Source organism: Bifidobacteriaceae bacterium (genome assembly GCA_031281585.1).
Lineage (GTDB): Bacteria > Actinomycetota > Actinomycetes > Actinomycetales > WQXJ01 > JAIRTF01.
Window position 1 is genome coordinate 1 of record JAITFE010000114.1, and the last position, 15600, is coordinate 15600.

Annotated in this window: 17 protein-coding genes; 14 read left to right on the forward strand and 3 right to left on the reverse strand. The window is 68.0% G+C overall.

Translation table 11 applies throughout. The features are described 5' to 3' along the window. Positions 1-1010: 1010 nt before the first annotated feature. The 9 genes from LBC97_12420 to LBC97_12460 all read left to right on the forward strand — a co-directional run bounded on the left by LBC97_12420 (position 1011) and on the right by LBC97_12460 (position 8545). Positions 1011-1352, forward strand: a complete 342-nt coding sequence (locus LBC97_12420) for an ATP-binding protein (GenBank protein ID MDR2566830.1) — start codon at positions 1011-1013, stop codon at positions 1350-1352. Next, positions 1349-2008, forward strand: a complete 660-nt coding sequence (locus LBC97_12425; GenBank protein ID MDR2566831.1) for a response regulator transcription factor — start codon at positions 1349-1351, stop codon at positions 2006-2008. Before LBC97_12420 ends, LBC97_12425 begins: the two co-directional genes overlap by 4 nt. 204 nt (positions 2009-2212) lie before the next feature. After that, positions 2213-2965 carry an SDR family oxidoreductase gene (locus tag LBC97_12430; protein ID MDR2566832.1) on the forward strand — a complete coding sequence of 251 codons (753 nt, stop codon included), beginning with the start codon at positions 2213-2215 and terminating at the stop codon, positions 2963-2965. Between the two features lie 21 nt (positions 2966-2986). Beyond that, positions 2987-3709: a hypothetical protein gene (locus LBC97_12435; GenBank protein MDR2566833.1), complete on the forward strand. Its 723-nt coding sequence runs from the start codon at positions 2987-2989 to the stop codon at positions 3707-3709. Further along, on the forward strand, positions 3706-4623 hold the full coding sequence (locus tag LBC97_12440; protein MDR2566834.1) for an electron transfer flavoprotein subunit alpha/FixB family protein: 918 nt from the start codon (positions 3706-3708) through the stop codon (positions 4621-4623). The genes LBC97_12435 and LBC97_12440 overlap by 4 nt, the downstream gene beginning before the upstream one ends. A gap of 54 nt (positions 4624-4677) precedes the next feature. Next, complete coding sequence (locus tag LBC97_12445; GenBank protein ID MDR2566835.1) at positions 4678-6150, forward strand: FAD-dependent oxidoreductase; 1473 nt, start codon at positions 4678-4680, stop codon at positions 6148-6150. Between the two features lie 90 nt (positions 6151-6240). Continuing rightward, the gene (locus tag LBC97_12450; protein MDR2566836.1) at positions 6241-7548 is read left to right on the forward strand and encodes an FAD-dependent oxidoreductase; all 1308 of its coding nucleotides are present in this window, start codon (positions 6241-6243) and stop codon (positions 7546-7548) included. 4 nt (positions 7549-7552) lie between these two features. Further along, entirely contained in the window at positions 7553-7837 is a 285-nt protein-coding gene (locus tag LBC97_12455) for a 4Fe-4S dicluster domain-containing protein (protein ID MDR2566837.1), read from the forward strand. Positions 7838-7954: 117 nt separating this feature from the next. Next, positions 7955-8545: a DUF1097 family protein gene (locus tag LBC97_12460; protein ID MDR2566838.1), complete on the forward strand. Its 591-nt coding sequence runs from the start codon at positions 7955-7957 to the stop codon at positions 8543-8545. 182 nt (positions 8546-8727) lie between these two features. On the opposite strand, the gene LBC97_12465 is transcribed toward LBC97_12460, so the two are convergent. Continuing rightward, positions 8728-9534, reverse strand: coding sequence for a hypothetical protein (locus tag LBC97_12465; protein MDR2566839.1), 807 nt, complete (start codon positions 9532-9534; stop codon positions 8728-8730). A 564-nt stretch (positions 9535-10098) separates the two neighbouring features. Between LBC97_12465 and pyrR the strand changes: the two genes are divergently transcribed. The 5 genes from pyrR to LBC97_12490 all read left to right on the forward strand — a co-directional run bounded on the left by pyrR (position 10099) and on the right by LBC97_12490 (position 14658). Next, positions 10099-10641: a bifunctional pyr operon transcriptional regulator/uracil phosphoribosyltransferase PyrR gene (pyrR, locus tag LBC97_12470; GenBank protein MDR2566840.1), complete on the forward strand. Its 543-nt coding sequence runs from the start codon at positions 10099-10101 to the stop codon at positions 10639-10641. Then, entirely contained in the window at positions 10638-11636 is a 999-nt protein-coding gene (locus tag LBC97_12475; GenBank protein MDR2566841.1) for an aspartate carbamoyltransferase catalytic subunit, read from the forward strand. The genes pyrR and LBC97_12475 overlap by 4 nt, the downstream gene beginning before the upstream one ends. Continuing rightward, positions 11633-12916, forward strand: a complete 1284-nt coding sequence (locus LBC97_12480) for a dihydroorotase (GenBank protein ID MDR2566842.1) — start codon at positions 11633-11635, stop codon at positions 12914-12916. Before LBC97_12475 ends, LBC97_12480 begins: the two co-directional genes overlap by 4 nt. Position 12917: 1 nt before the next feature. Then, complete coding sequence (carA, locus tag LBC97_12485; GenBank protein MDR2566843.1) at positions 12918-14075, forward strand: glutamine-hydrolyzing carbamoyl-phosphate synthase small subunit; 1158 nt, start codon at positions 12918-12920, stop codon at positions 14073-14075. A gap of 316 nt (positions 14076-14391) precedes the next feature. Beyond that, positions 14392-14658: a ribbon-helix-helix protein, CopG family gene (locus LBC97_12490; protein MDR2566844.1), complete on the forward strand. Its 267-nt coding sequence runs from the start codon at positions 14392-14394 to the stop codon at positions 14656-14658. A gap of 191 nt (positions 14659-14849) precedes the next feature. On the opposite strand, the gene LBC97_12495 is transcribed toward LBC97_12490, so the two are convergent. Both LBC97_12495 and LBC97_12500 read right to left on the reverse strand, forming a co-directional pair. Further along, positions 14850-15128 carry a hypothetical protein gene (locus tag LBC97_12495; GenBank protein MDR2566845.1) on the reverse strand — a complete coding sequence of 93 codons (279 nt, stop codon included), beginning with the start codon at positions 15126-15128 and terminating at the stop codon, positions 14850-14852. Continuing rightward, the gene (locus LBC97_12500) at positions 15125-15370 is read right to left on the reverse strand and encodes a hypothetical protein (protein MDR2566846.1); all 246 of its coding nucleotides are present in this window, start codon (positions 15368-15370) and stop codon (positions 15125-15127) included. The genes LBC97_12495 and LBC97_12500 overlap by 4 nt, the downstream gene beginning before the upstream one ends. Between the last annotated feature and the right edge of the window lie 230 nt (positions 15371-15600).

Genomic DNA, 15600 nt, shown 5'->3' on the forward strand with positions numbered 1-15600 from the left:
TCCACCGCTCAAACGACCAAGACAACCAAGGCGGCCGCCGCTACAACCAAATCTGGGATAGGTCCGCACCCCAGACAACCCAGGTCCCACACGCCCACCAACAAAACTGACGCGCACCCTTTTGGGGGGTTCGCGCCGCCCATAAGATGAGCTAGGTGAGTTCCCACCTTCCCAGCCACATGGGCGTGCTGGTGCAGATGTGCGAGGCTCTGAACTCGTCGGACGAACGCTGGGCGGGTTACGTCAAAGCGGTCGGGATTATGCAGCGCAAGGTCGGTGCGCACTTCGCGCCCAGTTTTCTCCTGGATGACTCGGGCGAGCGCGCGGTGCTGGTGACGGATGAGGCCCAGCGGGCCGTCCTGGGGAAGCGCTGGCCTTGGATCCCCGCCAGCGTCCATGTGCGGGACCCATGGATCGACCCGAAAGGCTGGCCGGTGGCGGCCCGCGACAACCTGGCGTCCGAGGGCTGGCAGGTGCTTCCGGCAGAATTCAAGACTTGGTTTGACGCCACCGGGGTGGTGGTCCAGGTGCACGCGGACGGGCGCCACTTGGGCGCCGTGTTGATGAGCTTCGACCAGGAGTTCGAGTTGGACCAGACCACGGCCGAGTTCCTGGCCGCGGCCGGCCATATCCTGGGCCGGGCCGTCCACTCCGGCCTCTTGGCGCGGCGCCAACAGGAGCTCGGTTCGCTCAAGGAGCGGCGTTTGCTGGCGGACGAGCTCCACGTGGACTTGGCCCAACAGGTCGCGGCCCTGGGGCTGCACGCCGGGTCCATGCGCCTGGACTTCGAAGACGGCGACCGGGACCGGTTGGCGCAGGACATCGAGGCGCTGACCGCCATGGTGGCCAGTCTCAAGGCGACCCTCCGGTACCAGATGCTGGGCCTCAGGTCCGACCCGTCGGCCGCGACGGATTCCTGCCTGGACGCCATCCGGGCGCAGGTCCAGGCGTTCGAGCAGATCGCGCCCGTGCAGGTGACGGTCGAGTGCCCGGACCCGGACGCGGCCGCAATGGTGCCGCTGGAGGTGACCACGCAGTTGACGCGGGTCCTCCAAGAGGCGCTGGCTAACGCCCGCATCCACTCGGTGGCCGGCCGGGTCGTGGTGCGCCTGGCGGCTTCCGGCACGCGCGTCCGGTTGGAGGTGGAGGACGACGGCTCCGGATTCGACCCGGACGCGGTACCCGACACCCGGCTGGGAATGGTCATCATGAAAGAGCGGATGGCGCAGGTGGGCGGCGAGTTGAGCGTCCGCTCCTCGGTGGGCCACGGCACCTTGGTGACCGCCGAGGCGCCGTTCGCGCCGCCGGCCGGCTGGATCGCCCTGACGGAAAGGATCGGCACCTTCACGTGAACTCAAACCCGGCCACTGTCTTGGTGGTGGACGATCATCGGCTTTTCCGCGAGGGCCTGGCGGCCCTGATCGGCCGTTGGCCGGACTTCCGGGTGGTCGGCCAAGCCGGGGACGGCCGCACCGCCGTGCAAATGGCCGCCGAACTGCGGCCGGACTTGGTCCTGATGGACGTCCGCATGGGCGGGATGGACGGGCTGGAGGCGACCCGCGCCATCGCCTCCTCGAACCCCCGGTGCCGGGTCGTCATGCTGACCATGTCCTCGCTCGGGGACGACGTGCTTCAGGCGCTGGCGAACGGCGCCCACGGCTACCTCTCAAAGGATGAGCCGCCGGAAAGGCTGCGCACCTTCCTGGACGGGGTCATGCGCGGCGAAGCCGCCCTTTCCGGTCCCATCGCCGCGAAGGTTCTGGCCTCGTTCGGGACCGGGGCCGGCGGCCGCGGCGGGCCCCGGCCCGGCGGGGAGGCTCTGACCAGGCGGGAACGCGACGTTCTGAAGCTGCTGGTGGACGGCCTTTCCAACGACGAGATCGCGGCCGAGCTTTACATCACCGAGGCGACCGTCAAGAAGCACATCGGCCGGGTGATGGCGAAATGGCGGATGAAGAACCGGGTCCAAGTGGCCGTCTACTCGGTTCGGCAGGGCCTGGTCGACTAATCGCTTGCGGTTTTGCCCCCTGAGTATCCAGAAGTAGCTCTTTCGTTGTATACCAACGGGCCTATCAGGTCCCGCCCCGACCCGGCCAGACTGGCGTTGGCGCGCCCAAAGGAGGGCGCTGACCACGTCAGTCACCGGCCCGGCGTTCCAGCGTCAGGCCGGTGACTGCTTCGCAAGCACTCCCTGGAAGATTGGAACAGAGCCATGGCGGACAGGTTTGACGGGAAAATCGTATTGATCATCGGCGCGGCCACAGGGATCGGCAAAGCAGCCGCTCTGGCCTTCGCCAAAGAAGGAGCCACGCTGGTCTTGAGCGCTCACCGGACTCCTCCGGACGTGGTCGAGGAGATCAACGCCGCCGGCGGCGTCGCCAGCGCCGTGAAGATGGACGTGGGGGACGAGGAGTCGGTCAAGAACGCGATCGCGACCGTGGTGGAGCGGCACGGACGCCTCGACGTGGCATTCAACAACGCCGGCTCCCTGCCGGTGACCAAGCCTCTGGCGGAATTCACGGCCGAGGAGTTCGACCACACCCTGCGGGTGGACCTCAAAGGCACGTTCCTGGCCATGAAATATGAGATCCAGCAGATGCTAAAGAACGGGGGCGGGTCGATTGTCAACACCGGCTCGGTCGTCAGCGTGGTAGCCGATCCGGGCATGGCGCCCTATGTGGCGGCCAAGCACGGCGTGTTGGGCCTGACGCGCGGCGCGGCCCTCGAGTACGCGGAACAGGGCATCCGGATCAATGTGGTCTCGCCCGGCCTGGTGGAGACCCCCATGACGGCACGCTGGCTGGCCGACCCGGAGTTCCGGCGAATCGTCACGGGCCAGAACGCGGTCCACCGCCCCGCCCGGCCGGAAGAGATCGCTGGGATTGTGCTGTACCTGGCCTCGGACGACGCGTCGTTCACCACCGGCGGCGTGTTCTTGGTCGACGGCGGCCAAACGGCCCACTGACCGGGCGCGAGGGAGCAAGCCTTGAAGGCGGTTGTCGTATACAAATGGGCGCGCGCTGTCGCGTCCGCCAGAGTCCGCGAGAACGGACAGCTTGACTGGGGCGGCGCCAAGATGGCGGCGGGTGATGACGACCCGGCCGCGCTGGACGTCGCCAAAGCGGTCGCAGGCGCGGGAGGCGAGGTCGTCGGCCTGACGATCGGGGACGGGGAGACGGCCTGGGCGTTGGCCAGGGGAGTCGAGGCGGCTTTCGCGGCCCACCAGGTCGGCCCGTTGACCGACGAGTCGGCCACCGCCCAAGCGTTGGCGCAGGCGGTCCGCGAGTTGGGGGTGGTCGATGCCGTCGTGATCGGCGACGCTTCCGCCCACCCCGGGGTCGCCCCGGCTTTGGCGGCGCATTTGGGCTGGCCGGCGTTGTTGGCGGTCGGCTCGGTCGAGCCGGTCGCCGAACGGCTCCTCAAAGTGACCCGCCGGACGGGCAACGACGTGGAGACCATCACGGTCGCCACTCCGGTGGTGCTGGGCGCCGCGGCGGCGGGCGAGGAGGCCCGCCCGCCGGGGATGATGGAAACCATCAAGGCGCGCAAGAAGCCCGTCACCCAATTGGCTGTGACCCCGCCGCCGGAGTCTGTCAGCTCCGCCGGCACGCGGCTGCCCGCCACCTCGGGCGCCAAGCTGCTGGACGGCAGCCCCGAGGAGGCGGCCGCAGCGCTGGTCGCGGCGTTGAGAGGAGATGGTCTGCTATGAGCGTATGGGTGTTGGCCACTCAGGCTGACCAGTTGCAGCCGCTCGTGGCGGCGGCCCAGGCGACCGGCCAAGCGGTAGAGGCGTTGACGGTGGGGTCCGCCGAACTCGCGGCAGCGGCATCGGGCATGGGGGTGGCGAAGGTCCACTGGATCGAAACCGCTCCGGACGTCCCGGCGGAGGCGTACGCGGGCGCCGTGGCCAAGCTGGCCGAGGGCGCGGAGGCGGCCCTCTGGCTGGCGGGCGGCGCGCCGGACGCGCGCGTCCTGCTGGCGGCGGCGGCCGTCGCAAGCGGGGCCGGGTTGGCGAGCGGCGGCGTGGCGGCGCGCCTCGACGGCGGGACGGCTACCTTGGAGCGCAACGCCTTGGACGGGGCGGTGGTGGAAACGCTCACCGCGACCGCGCCCCTGGCCGTGATCTGGGACTCGAACGACGGCGAGCCGAACCTGTCCGAAACGCCGGCGCCGGTGGAAAGGGTCCCGGCCGAGCCGCTCGACTGGGAGTTCAAGCGCGAATCGCTTGAGCCTGCGGCGGCTGCCGCCGGGCTGCTCACCGCCGAACGCGTGATCGGGGTGGGCCGGGGCGTCAAAGCGCGCGCCGACCTGGCCCAGGTGGAGGAGTTGGCGGCGGCGCTGGGCGCGGAGATGGCGTGCTCCATGCCTATCGCGGACGATTTCCACTGGTACCCCGAGGACCGGTACATCGGGCGGTCGGGCCAAAAGATCGCGCCGCGCCTGTACCTGGCCTTGGGCATCTCCGGCGAACCGCAGCACATGGAGGGCGTGCGGGGAGCCAAGACCGTGGTGGCGGTCAACAACGACCCGGACGCGGTCATTTTCCGCCGCGCGGCCTACGGGATTGTCGCGGACCTTTACGAAGTGGTGCCCGCCTTGGCGCGGGCCTTGCAACAAGACTGACCAGACATGGCCGGCCGACCGGTCGGCCGAACAATCAACACGAGGAGACCAAACATGGCAACATTCGACGTCGAATACGACCTGGTGGCGGTCGGCGGAGGCGGCTCGGGCAAGATGGCCGCCTACATTGCCGCCAAGGAGGGCGGCCTGAAGACAGCGCTCCTGGAAAAGGCCCCGGAGACGGGCGGCAGCTCGGTCTTCGCGGAGGGCCAAACGGCTTTCGAGTCGTCCGAGCAGAAGGCCCGCAAGGTCCCGCCCACGCCGGGCATGCACTACCCGACCAGGGCCGAGGGCTTCAAGCGGTACATCGACTACTCCCACAAGCGGGCCAACCCCGAGGTCGTCCGAATGCAGGTTTACGAAACCGCTGAGACGATCGACATCATGAAGTCGCTGGGCATTGTCTACACCGACGTCACCATCTACGCCTACGAGCAGCCCACCGAACTCAACACGTTCCACCGGCCGGAGGGTCTGGGCGCGCACATGCAAGAGGTCCTGTTGCAGGCGACCAAGGACGCGGGCGTGGACATTTTCACCTCGACCCCGGCCAAAGAGCTGATCGTCGAAGACGGCAAAGTGGTGGGCGTTGTGGCCGAGGATTCGGACGGCAACACCATCCGGATCGGCGCGAAGGCCGTGGTGCTGGCCGGCGGCGGCTTTGGCGGCAACCTGGAGATGGTCAGGGAGCACTCCCGGTTCGGCAAGAACGCCGACCATCTGATCTACATGGGCCCGCCGGAGAACACCGGCGACACCATCAACATGGCGCTGGCCATCGGCGCGGACACGTGGGAAATGCTCCCGCTGATGATCATCCCCGTCGCCAAGGGCAAGAGCCTGGTGGCGCACATCAACGGCGGCGGCTCCCAGCCGGTGCTGTGGGTCAACAACACCGGCCAGCGCTACTACGACGAGCACGTCGCGCTAAGCTTCGCGGACGCGGGCAACGTGATCGCCAGCCAGCCGGACGGCCGCTCCTACTCGATCATGGACCAAGACACCGTCCAGCACCTGATCGACGACGGCAGCGACATCGGCCTGGGCGACTTCATCCCCTACCACGTCCAGTTGACCGGCCTGCAAGCCGAATTGGACGAGGCGATCGCGGAGGGCGAGATGGCCTGGAAGTCCGACTCGATCGAGGATCTGGCGTCCCAGATCGGGCTGGATCCGGCCGTCGTCAAGGCGACCGTGGACAAGTACAACGAGTTCTGCCACGCGGGCGACGACCCGCTGTTCTTCAAGGACGCGAAGTACCTCCGGCCGGTCAAGAAGGCGCCGTTCTACGCCATCGAGATGCGGGCGGCCATCCTGGTGTCCGTGGGCGCGTTGCGCGTCAACGGCTCCCTGCAGGTGATCGACAAGGAAGCCAAGCCGATTCCGGGCCTCTACGCGGTCGGAATGGACGCGGGCGGCCTGTTCGGCGACACCTACAACCTTGACGTCCCCGGCACGGCCAACGGCTTCTCGCACGCGGGCGGCCGCGTGGCGGCCCGGCACGCCATCAAGACGATCAAGGGCTGACCCGCAAGGGTGCCCCAAGGACTCGGGGCGGCGTCCGCATTGCCCCACGGACGCCGCCCCGTGGCGAACGGCGAACAGGAAGGGTTGGGGATGACCGCGAACGCGGGCTCAGAGGTCGACTTCGACGTGGTGGTGGTCGGAGCGGGAGTGGCCGGGTGCGTCAGCGCGTTTCAGCTGGCGACTGCGGGGCGCAGCGTCCTATTGGTCGAGCGCGGCCCGGAGCCCGGGTCCAAAGCCCTGTCCGGCGGGGTCTTCTACTGCCGGGTGATGGAGCAGGTCTTCCCCGGCTTCGCCGAGCGCGCGCCCGTGGAGCGCGTCATCACCCGCAACTGCCTGAGCTTCCTGAACCCCGACAGCTTCGTCAACATTGACTACGGCGACCAACGCTTGAGCTCGCCCGTCAACGCCGTCTCGGTGCTGCGGGCGAAACTCGAAGCGTGGTTGGCGGAGCAATGCGAGACGGCCAGGGCGGTGGTCATGCCCGGGTTCCGGGTCGACCGGCTGCTTCTTGAAGACGGACGGGTCTGCGGGATCGGCGCCGGAGAAGACGAGTTGCGCTGCAAGGTGGTGGTCGCCGCAGACGGCGTCAACTCGTTCGTCGCCCGCGACGCGGGCCTGCGGACCAAAGACCCCGCCAACCAGCTGGCCGTGGGCGTCAAGTCGGTCATCGGCCTGGACCGGGGCGTGATCGAGGAGCGTTTCAACTTGGAGGGGGACCAGGGCGCCGCCTACGCGGTGGTCGGGGACTGCACCAAAGGAGTGGGCGGCGGCGGCTTCATGTACACCAACCTCGAGTCGGTGTCCATCGGGGTGGTGCTCCGGCTGGACGACTTGGCGAAGCGGGGCGAGGTCGCCTCCGACCTGCATGATCGTTTCCTGGGGCACCGTTTCATAGCGCCGTTCCTGAAGGGCGGCGAATTGCTGGAATACGGCGCCCACCTTGTGGCCGAAGGCGGCCAGGCCATGGTCCGCGACCTGGTCAAGCCCGGTTTGGTGGTGGTCGGCGAGGCGGCCGGTCTGGCGCTGAACACCGGCCTGACGGTGCGGGGCATGGATCTGGCGGCAGGCTCCGCGATTGCGGCGGCCAGGGCGGTCGACGCGGCGCTGGAGGCCGACGACTTCTCGCCCGGCGTTCTGAAAGAGTACGAATCGTCCCTCCGCGCCGGCTTCGTCGGCCGGGACATGGAGACTTTCCGCGCCGCGCCCGCCTTCCTGGAGGGCACCCGGATGTTCAACGACTACGGGCCGTTGCTCGCCGACGTTTTCCACGGCGTCTACAACCTGGATCTTGAGCCGCGCCGGCACCTGGCGAGAACCGCCTGGGACGCCTTCAAGACCTCCCCGCTGAAGCTGTCCGACCTGGTCCAAGACGGTTGGAAGGCCCTGAGAGCGTTGTGACGAAATGAACCTTGGAACCATCGCCGAGCGGTTGGCCCGCAACCGCTACGAACTGGACGGCGCCCCCCACATCGAAGTCGACCAGCAGGCGGCCCGCGCCTCGGGCGCGGGACCCCTGTTGGAACGGATTTGCCCCGCCCACGTCTACGCGGTCGCTGAGGACGGGTCCGTCAGCCTGGCGTGGGCGGCTTGTCTGGAATGCGGGACCTGCCTGGCCCTGGCGCCACCCGGCGTCCTGACCTGGCGTTACCCAGCGGGCGGCACAGGCGTTTTGTACCGCATGGGCTGAATCAAACCGCGGCTGCCCGGGTCCGCCCGGCTGTCCGCGCCTCATCACGCCGCCGCCGCGCCGGCAGGGACGCCGACGGGCGCGACGCGCAAATCTTGTGAGTTGAAGGAGTTACGCATGGAACCCTCGAAGCGTCTACCTTTGTGGCTGGCGGTAGGCATCACCGTGGTTGTGGGAGTCCCCTTCGGATTCTGGTTGAAAGAATACGGACTGGCCCTGTTCATCTCGTTCACCGTCTGGGCTCAGTACTTCGCCTTCGGCGCGCGGCCCGCCGGGCTGATCCGCATAATCCCCGGATACATCGCCGGCGGGATCGGGGCGACGCTGACGCAGTTGCTGTCACTCTGGCTGGGCGACCTCTTCGGCGGCGCGCACCTGGTGGTGGACGGCGACCTGGCCGTCATTGTCGGCTACTTCATCGGCTTCTGCGTCTTGATCTACTCCATGAGGTTCATGAAGTTCATCGGCGACGACCCGCTAGCCTTCTTCCAAGGCATCTCGCTGACGCTGGCCTGCATCTTCACCGCCCAGGGCGCGGCCTACGTGGGGAACTCGGCCAACGTCTACGTGCTCGCCATCGGCGGTCTGATCGCCTCGGTTCTGGCGATGCTGCTGGGCTGCTTCCTCGGCTGGTTCAACGTGACGTTGAACGTGGGGCCGCCGAAGCCAGCGCCCGCAGAGCCGGCGCCGGCCGCGAAAGAGGAATAGCGCCTATCGGCGCGCTCCCGTTGCCGGGACGGGGTGCCGCCCCGTCCCGGCAATCCCGCCCCGGGGCGGCCCGCGGCGACGAGATCTCCTTTTCGCCTCGACCGTCCAGAATTGACATCGTCAATAGTCGCCGTCAAACAGACAATTGGTTCTGAAAGCCTGCTGGCCGCAATGCGCGCAAACTAGGACCGCGCTTCTTGGTACATTGCCTCAATGTGGTCCATTATCGCGTCCTTGAGCACCTTCTGCTGGGGGTCATCCTGCGGCAGGTCGAATTCGATGTTCGGGTCGATTGGAGTTGGCTTCCCCTCTTCGATCATGTTGCCAGCCGTCAAATCGGTGTCGGGATCAAGCGGCGAACACTTGCCGAGGAGAACGCGTAGTTGTTCGACGGTTATGTCGCCGGGCACTAGCGCGAACGGGACGGTGGCGTAATCATCGACTGCGACCTCGGCATCGCGCACGTCGGGCCAGCCGTTCTCACGCGCGCACCGAGCCCAGTCATTTGAGGCCTCCGCAACCGCCTGCTTTGCCCGCTCCTCGTCCCTCAGGTCGGCACGGGCGTCAGGAACGAAGTAGCCGCTTGACTCGATACAGGCACCCAGTTCAGCGCTTAGGTCCCGGTCGCCGTCAATCAACACAGGCTTCGACGTGTCCCGAGGTGTGTCGTTTTGATACTTCGGCGACTCCTCAACCCAACCGCTGGGCATTACCACGAGTCTCTCCTCAGCTTGGGGCACAGGCGTGACCAAGACGAATTCGACACTGAACCCGTCCGGTATGGAACGCCCGGTCGAGTCGGTCTGGATCCCCTCAGCCTCAAGGCACGCGGCGAGCGCTTCGGCGGTCCTGGCCTGCTGGGCGGCGAGTGCGACATCGTCGCCCCCGGTCGCCAAGCGGGCCTCGCTGTCCAACGTCGGCACGTCTGGGCCGTGAGCTCCGCATCCGCCCAAGACGACCGTCAAGGCGCACAGCGTCGGCAATAACAAGACCGCATGCTTCGGCTTGCCACCCATAATTGGCGCTTCCCTTCACTTCCGCTGGTATACAAGGTCGGCGGGGCGTCAGCAAAACTGCAAGCCGCCCCATGGCTCACCTGCAATATTCCTTTTTTCCCCGGCAGGAGGATGGTCCCCGTTTGGTGGAGACCCGCAATAGATGCTCTCACTGTAAGCGCAAGTTGTCCTAAAACCAAAACTGGCGGAGGAGAACTGCGTCTGTGTGGCACAAATCACATATTGCGGTTTTCTCGCCGGGGTTGTTTGTTTGGCGATTGATTTGAGGGGTTGGGCTGCCGGTTCGCGGCGTGCCGTAACCAGATGTGGGCCGCGCCCGTCTGCGCCGGCCGCACCGGTGACCTGGCAGCCGCCCGCGAGCACCTCCTCGGCGCCCTGTACCCCCGGGCTCGCGCCGTGGCCGAACCAGGTCGAGGTGCTCTTCTCGGTCCTCTCCCGCAAGGCGTTCCCTCAAGCCGGCGGGCGAGGGAGCTAGACTGGTCGCGGCCAAGAACACCTTTAAACCCCGTCCTGTGAGGCGGGAAAGGAGAAAGAGGCATGGCAGCCACCGAGGTCCTGGACGGACCGGACATCTCACGCGCGCTTCAGCGCATAGCCCACGAGGTTTTGGAAAAGAACCACGGGCCGGACGGCCTGGTCGTGTTGGGCATCCCCACCCGGGGCGTGCCGTTGGCGGCCCGGCTGGCGGAAGCGATCGGGCAAATTGAGCCCGAACGGCCGCCCGCGCTGGGCCAACTGGACGTGACCCTGCACCGCGACGACCTTTCGCGGGTCCCCACCCGGGCGGTCAGGCTGACCAGGCTGCCCCAATGCGGGATCGACGCCGCGACCGTCGTCCTGGTCGACGACGTGCTCTACTCCGGCCGCACCATCCGCGCGGCTCTCGACGCGCTCGCGGGTTTGGGCCGGCCCAAGGCGGTCCGGCTCGCCGTGCTGGTGGACCGCGGTCACCGCGAACTGCCGATCCGCGCCGATTACGTCGGCAAGAATCTTCCGACCGCGCTCGCAGAGCGGGTCAGCGTGCTCCTGGAGGAGACCGATGGCCGGGACGCGGTCCTGATCGAGGGGGTGGCGGCGTGAAACACCTGCTCAGCGCGGCCGACCTTACCCGCGAAGAAGCGATCGGAATCCTTGACCTGGCGGAACAGATGGCGGACACGCAAGCCCGCGAGATCAAGAAGCTGCCCACGCTGCTCGGCAAGACCGTGGTCAACCTGTTCTTCGAGGACTCGACCCGCACGCGGATTTCTTTTGAGACCGCCGCGAAGCGCCTCAGCGCGGACGTCATCAACTTCAGCCCCAAAGGCTCGTCCGTCTCCAAAGGCGAATCTCTCAAAGACACCGTGCTGACCCTGGGCGCCATGCACACCGATGGGATTGTGGTCCGCCACCCGGCCTCGGGCGCGCCGTTCCGGATCGCGCATTCGACTTGGACCGACGCGTCGGTCGTCAACGCGGGGGATGGGACCCACCAGCACCCCACGCAGTCGTTGTTGGACGCCATGACCATACGCCGCCACCTCAAGGCGCCCCAGGCGCCCTCGCCGGGTCCCGACCGCATTGCCGCGCTCGCGGGGCAGGACCTCGACGGTCTGGAGGTCATGATTGTGGGCGACGTGCTGCACTCGCGGGTCGCCCGGTCCGGGGTGGACCTGTTCACAACCCTCGGGGCCCGGGTCACCCTGGTGGCCCCGGCCACGTTGCTGCCGGTCGGAGTGGAAACCTGGCCCGCGGCGGTCTACTACGACCTGGATCAGGCGCTCGCCGAAAGCCCCCCGGACGCGTTGATGATGCTCCGAGTCCAGCACGAGCGCATGTCGAGCGCGGGTGGCGGGTTCTTCCCCAGCCCGCAGGAGTACAGCCGCGAATACGGCCTGGACGCCCGCCGCCTGGACGCGTTGGCCCCGCACGCGATCGTGATGCATCCCGGCCCCATGAACCGGGGCCTCGAGATCACCTCGGAAGCCGCGGACGGCCCCCGGTCCGTCATTGTGGAACAGGTCGCCAACGGCGTGGCCGTGCGCATGGCGGTCCTCTATCTGGCGCTGACCGGCGCGAAGGAGCCATCGCTATGAACTACCTGATCAAGGCCGCCACGTTGCCGAGCGGCGAACGCGCCGACATCCGCATTGAGGACGGCGCATTTGTGCTGGTGGGCCACGCTGGGAGGGCCGGGGACGCCCAAGTTGTCGATGCCGACGGGCTGGTCGCGCTCCCCGGCCTGGTCGACATCCACACGCATTTGCGCGAACCCGGCCGCGAGGACGCGGAAACGGTCCTGTCCGGTTCGCGGGCCGCGGCCGCCGGCGGTTACACGTGCGTTCACGCCATGGCCAACACCTACCCGGTGGCGGACACCGCCGGCGTGGTGGAGCAGGTCTGGCGCCTGGGCCGGCACGCCGGCTATGTGGACGTGCGGCCCGTGGGCGCCGTGTCGGTGGGCCTCGAGGGGCGCCAGCTGGCCGAATTGGCCGCGATGGCGCGGTCCGCCGCCCAGGTGCGGGTCTTTTCCGACGATGGCGTGTGCGTGTGGGACCCAGTGCTGATGCGGCGCGCGCTGGAGTACGTCAAGGGGATCGACGGGGTGGTGGCGCAGCACGCCCAGGAGCCGCGGTTGACCGAGGGCGCGCAGATGCACGAGGGCGTCGTCTCGGCCGAGGTCGGCCTGGCCGGCTGGCCGGCCGTCGCGGAGGAGTCGATCATCGCCCGGGACGTGCTCCTGGCCGAACACGTGGGCTCCCGCCTGCACGTCTGCCACGTGTCGACCGCCGGCTCCGTGGAGATCATCCGCTGGGCGAAGGCCCGCGGGATCGCCGTGACCGCCGAGGTCACGCCCCACCACCTCCTGTTGACCGACGAGCAGGCCCGCACCTACGACCCGGTCTTCAAGGTCAACCCGCCGTTGCGGGCCGCCGAGGACGTCGATGCCGTGCGGGAGGCTTTGGCGGACGGGACCATCGACGTGGTCGGCACAGACCACGCCCCGCATCCGCCGGAGGCGAAGGACTGCGAGTGGGCGGCGGCCGCGTTCGGGATGACCGGGCTGGAGACTGCCTTGCCGATAGTCAACGAACTGATGGTCGAGCCGGGCCGGATGACCTGGGCGGACGTGGCCTGGGCGATGTCGCACCGTCCCGCGCTGATTGGCCGGGTACGCTCGCAGGGGCGCCCGATCCAAGTGGGGGAGAGCGCGAATCTGACGCTGTTCGACCCGGCCGCCCGCTGGACGGTGGCGCCGGAAAGGCTGGAGACGGCATCGGGCAACACCCCCGTGGCGGGGCGGGAGTTGCGCGGACGGACCGTGGCGACGTTCTACGCGGGGCGGCCCACGGTGCTGGAAGGCAAGGTGGTTTGACGTGGAGGAAAAGCGGGCGCTGCTGGTCTTGGAGGACGGGCGGCACTTCGCCGGGCGGCCGTTCGGGGCCGAGGGTGTGACGACCGGGGAGATCGTCTTCAACACCGCCATGACCGGCTACCAGGAGACGCTGACCGACCCGTCCTACCACCGGCAGATTGTGGTGATGACTGCCCCGCACATCGGCAACACGGGGGTGAACTCGGCCGATCCGGAGTCGGGGCGCATCTGGGTGGCCGGGTACGTGGTGCGGGACCCGGCCATCAGGCCGTCCAACTGGCGGTCGGAGCGGCCGTTGGAGGACGAGTTGCGGGACCAGGGGATTGTCGGCATGTGCGACGTGGACACCCGCGCCATCACGCTTCACCTGCGGGAACGCGGCGCCATGCGGGCGGGGATCTTCTCCGGGGACGCCGCCCTGGACGAATTCGGCCGCCGCCGCTCGTACGAGGAGTTGGCGGAGATTGTGCGCGCCACGCCGCCGATGACGGGCCAAGACCTGGCCGGCGAGGTCACCACGGCGGAGGCGTACGTGGTGGAGCCTCCCGCCGGCGTGCCGGTGGTCGCCACCGTGGTGGCGGTCGACCTGGGCATCAAGGGGATGACGCCGGAATTGCTGGCGCGGCGCGGCGTGCGGGTCTGGGTTGTGCCTCGGTCGGTCACGTTTGACGAGGTCATGGGCTTCCGCCCGGACGGGGTCTTCTTCTCCAACGGCCCGGGGGACCCGGCGGCGGCGGGAGCGGAACTGGACCTGCTGCGGTCGGTGCTGGACGCCGGGGTGCCGTTCTTCGGCATCTGCTACGGCAACCAGCTGTTGGGCCGCGCCCTGGGATTCGGCACGTACAAGCTGGGGTTCGGCCACCGGGGCGTCAACCACCCGGTGATGGACCTGGCCACCGGCAAGGTCGAGATCACGGCCCACAACCACGGCTTCGCCGTGGACGTGCCCGCCGAGGGGCCGGTCGAGGCCCCATATGACGGCGGGCGGTTCGGCCGCGTCCAGGTCTCCCATGTGGACCTGAACGACCAGGTCGTGGAGGGCCTGCGGCTCCTGGACCGCCCGGCCTTCTCCGTCCAATACCACCCGGAGGCGGCCGCCGGTCCCCACGACGCGGCCTACCTGTTCGACCGCTTCGTGGACCTGATGGTCGCTCCCTGATTGGGCCGTGGACCACGAAGCCCCGCGACGCGGGACGAGCGAAAGGTTTCGTAGTACGATAGCGCGGTGAGGTTCTTCTCATCGGCTGATCGTCATGGAGTCTCGCACGAGGACGTCCTATGGGTGGTGCACCACCCGACGACGGTGCTGGAGTTGAGAGAAGAGCCCCGCAAGGTCCTGTACATCGGGTTCGATCGGGCGGGACGTCCCAGAGAGGTCGTGGTTGATCACCCGCGGATAAGCGGCGGTGAGCCCGTTTGCATCCATGCCGCCAAATTGACACCCAGCTACTACGAGTTTTTGTGAGATGACACCAATGAGCCAAGAAGAGTTCGCACCCGAAGAAGTGGCCCTGTTCGAGGCAGACGCCGCAGAAGCCGAGGCTGGCTACCCGATCGAGTTCCTCCGCGCCTGCAAGGTGGTTGGCGGCCGCCCGCTGGAAGTCGGCTCGGAGGCGGCGCAGGTGGTTCAGTTTCGGCTCGACCCGGCAAGACTGCGAGCGCTTGACGCTCGAGCCGCCGCCGTTGGCGCGACCCGCAGTGAGGTGCTCAGGCGGGCCGTGGACCGTGAACTAGCCGCCTGATGTAACCCACCTCTTCGACCACGATGCACGGCGTCCCCGGGCACCGCACGGCACGCCTTCGCCGGGGGCCTGTTCGGCTTCGAGGTCTTTCACGGCGACGAGGCCTGGCCGGTCAGCTGGAAAGACAACCCGGATGGCCCGACCCGCCCAAGCGTGTTCTTCATCGGCGAGTCGTTTCTGTAGGAAACCCGTCAAGCCGCCCTGTAGCGCTGTCGGGCGGCCTCGGCGGTTGTGCCCAACGCCAGGCCGATCTTGTGCCAGGAGTCGCCCTCTGCGCGAGCCTGCCTGACCTGGGCCGTGATCCCCTGATCGACCAAGCGTCGCTGATAGCGCAAGCGCCGCAGTTCGACCAGCGGCGGAACCCTCGCGCCCGGAGTCGCCTCAATGCCAGCCTCGAACCGGTCAGCCAGGTCGTCAGCCCAGGCTTCAAGTTCGGCTCGTTCGGCGCCGGTCAGTTCGTTTGCCCTCATCCCCTCAGTCCTGCCTTCCGTAAACTGGCCGATCTAGCCGGCATGGCTTGAACGATGCAGATTGCGTCGTAGTCGTGGCACTGGACCACCCCGAGTTCGAGTAGCACGGCGCCAGACCTGTCCGGCCCGATCACGACCGTCAACGGCCGTTCGCCCGACTCCTCGGTGAAGTAGGCCAGCGCGAATGCGTAGGCGCTCAAGATGTCCGCGTCGCCGATCCCGTGGCGTTTGGCGCTGGCCATGATTAGCGGCTCGTCCTCCTAGTTTCGCAAGTCTACTTGCCAGCGAGCCTTGGGGCCGGCCCGCCTGTGCCCAAGGGCGAACGGCCCGCGAAAGCGGGTTTCAAATGGGGCGCGCCGACCGCTCCCTGACCTGGGCGGTCAGGTGGGCCGCGATGATCAGGGTTGAGGGGACCAGGGCGCCCCGGTCGCGTGACCAGGCGCCCCATTCGCCCGGCGCGGCGCCGCCCTCG

What these genes read in the sequence shown, in the direction of transcription:
- LBC97_12420 (MDR2566830.1), top strand. Translation starts at nt 1,011, where the DNA reads ATGGTGCCGCTGGAGGTGACCACGCAGTTGACGCGGGTCCTCCAAGAG.
- LBC97_12430 (MDR2566832.1), top strand. Translation starts at nt 2,213, where the DNA reads ATGGCGGACAGGTTTGACGGGAAAATCGTATTGATCATCGGCGCGGCC.
- LBC97_12440 (MDR2566834.1), top strand. Translation starts at nt 3,706, where the DNA reads ATGAGCGTATGGGTGTTGGCCACTCAGGCTGACCAGTTGCAGCCGCTC.
- LBC97_12445 (MDR2566835.1), top strand. Translation starts at nt 4,678, where the DNA reads ATGGCAACATTCGACGTCGAATACGACCTGGTGGCGGTCGGCGGAGGC.
- LBC97_12450 (MDR2566836.1), top strand. Translation starts at nt 6,241, where the DNA reads ATGACCGCGAACGCGGGCTCAGAGGTCGACTTCGACGTGGTGGTGGTC.
- LBC97_12455 (MDR2566837.1), top strand. Translation starts at nt 7,553, where the DNA reads ATGAACCTTGGAACCATCGCCGAGCGGTTGGCCCGCAACCGCTACGAA.
- LBC97_12460 (MDR2566838.1), top strand. Translation starts at nt 7,955, where the DNA reads ATGGAACCCTCGAAGCGTCTACCTTTGTGGCTGGCGGTAGGCATCACC.
- pyrR (MDR2566840.1), top strand. Translation starts at nt 10,099, where the DNA reads ATGGCAGCCACCGAGGTCCTGGACGGACCGGACATCTCACGCGCGCTT.
- LBC97_12480 (MDR2566842.1), top strand. Translation starts at nt 11,633, where the DNA reads ATGAACTACCTGATCAAGGCCGCCACGTTGCCGAGCGGCGAACGCGCC.
- LBC97_12490 (MDR2566844.1), top strand. Translation starts at nt 14,392, where the DNA reads ATGAGCCAAGAAGAGTTCGCACCCGAAGAAGTGGCCCTGTTCGAGGCA.
- LBC97_12495 (MDR2566845.1), bottom strand. Translation starts at nt 15,128, where the DNA reads ATGAGGGCAAACGAACTGACCGGCGCCGAACGAGCCGAACTTGAAGCC.
- LBC97_12500 (MDR2566846.1), bottom strand. Translation starts at nt 15,370, where the DNA reads ATGGCCAGCGCCAAACGCCACGGGATCGGCGACGCGGACATCTTGAGC.